This window comes from Clostridium sp. CCUG 7971 (assembly GCF_017590215.1).
GTDB lineage: Bacteria > Bacillota > Clostridia > Peptostreptococcales > Peptostreptococcaceae > Faecalimicrobium.
This window is the reverse complement of record NZ_JAFFPK010000171.1, coordinates 1-690: the sequence shown is the minus strand read 5'-3', so window position 1 is coordinate 690 and position 690 is coordinate 1. Positions and strand designations below refer to the sequence as shown.

The following is a 690-nucleotide window of genomic DNA, read 5'->3' as shown; positions in this document are numbered from 1 at the left end:
AAAAAACTGAATTAACATTAATAATGAGGAAAAGTCATGTTTAAATTAAAACTAATTCCTTTGTAGGCTTAGTAAAAGGTAATGTATCAGCAGGGTATAAAAGTATAAATTTGATACTATTTCAAATAATTATTGAGTTTATTAATATGAAAAAATTTTCCTCATTTTTATGTACAATTTATCTGTCTTATAAAATAAATATAAATCCCTTAAGGTTCAAATAAATCGATTTTAAGTTTTTTTTTACTATGTGTTTAAATATATTTAAGAACTAATTAAATTGTTTTCTTATTGTAATACTTTCTTAATAAATTTGAAATAAATGTTTGATATACTCAGTTTAAAGATTAGAAGTAATCTTAAATAAAATTTGAAGGGTATGATGAATTATGAAAATCAAAAAAATTATTAGTTTAAGTCTAGTTATTATCTCTATATCTTTATCTTTGGTTGGATGTAGTAATAGTAAATCAAATGGTATCCAAAACTCTACAAATAAGGATACAAAAACAGAAAAAACTAGTACTGAATATGTTAATATGGATAAAGAAGGAACCTCAAATAAAGTAAGCGCAGATGAGGCAAAAAATATTGTTAATGATAAGTTTAAAGATAGAATTGATTCTAATAACTTGATTATTGGTGGGGACTTTTTTGGATTAAGTGATGGAATTCGTATAGAAAATCAAA

1 pseudogene is annotated in these 690 nt (G+C 22.5%); it reads left to right on the top strand.

Annotation, left to right across the window (positions count from 1 at the left end):
• Positions 1–389 precede the first annotated feature (389 nt).
• Positions 390–690: pseudogene (locus JWF52_RS17675) on the top strand (hypothetical protein); the annotation flags it as partial.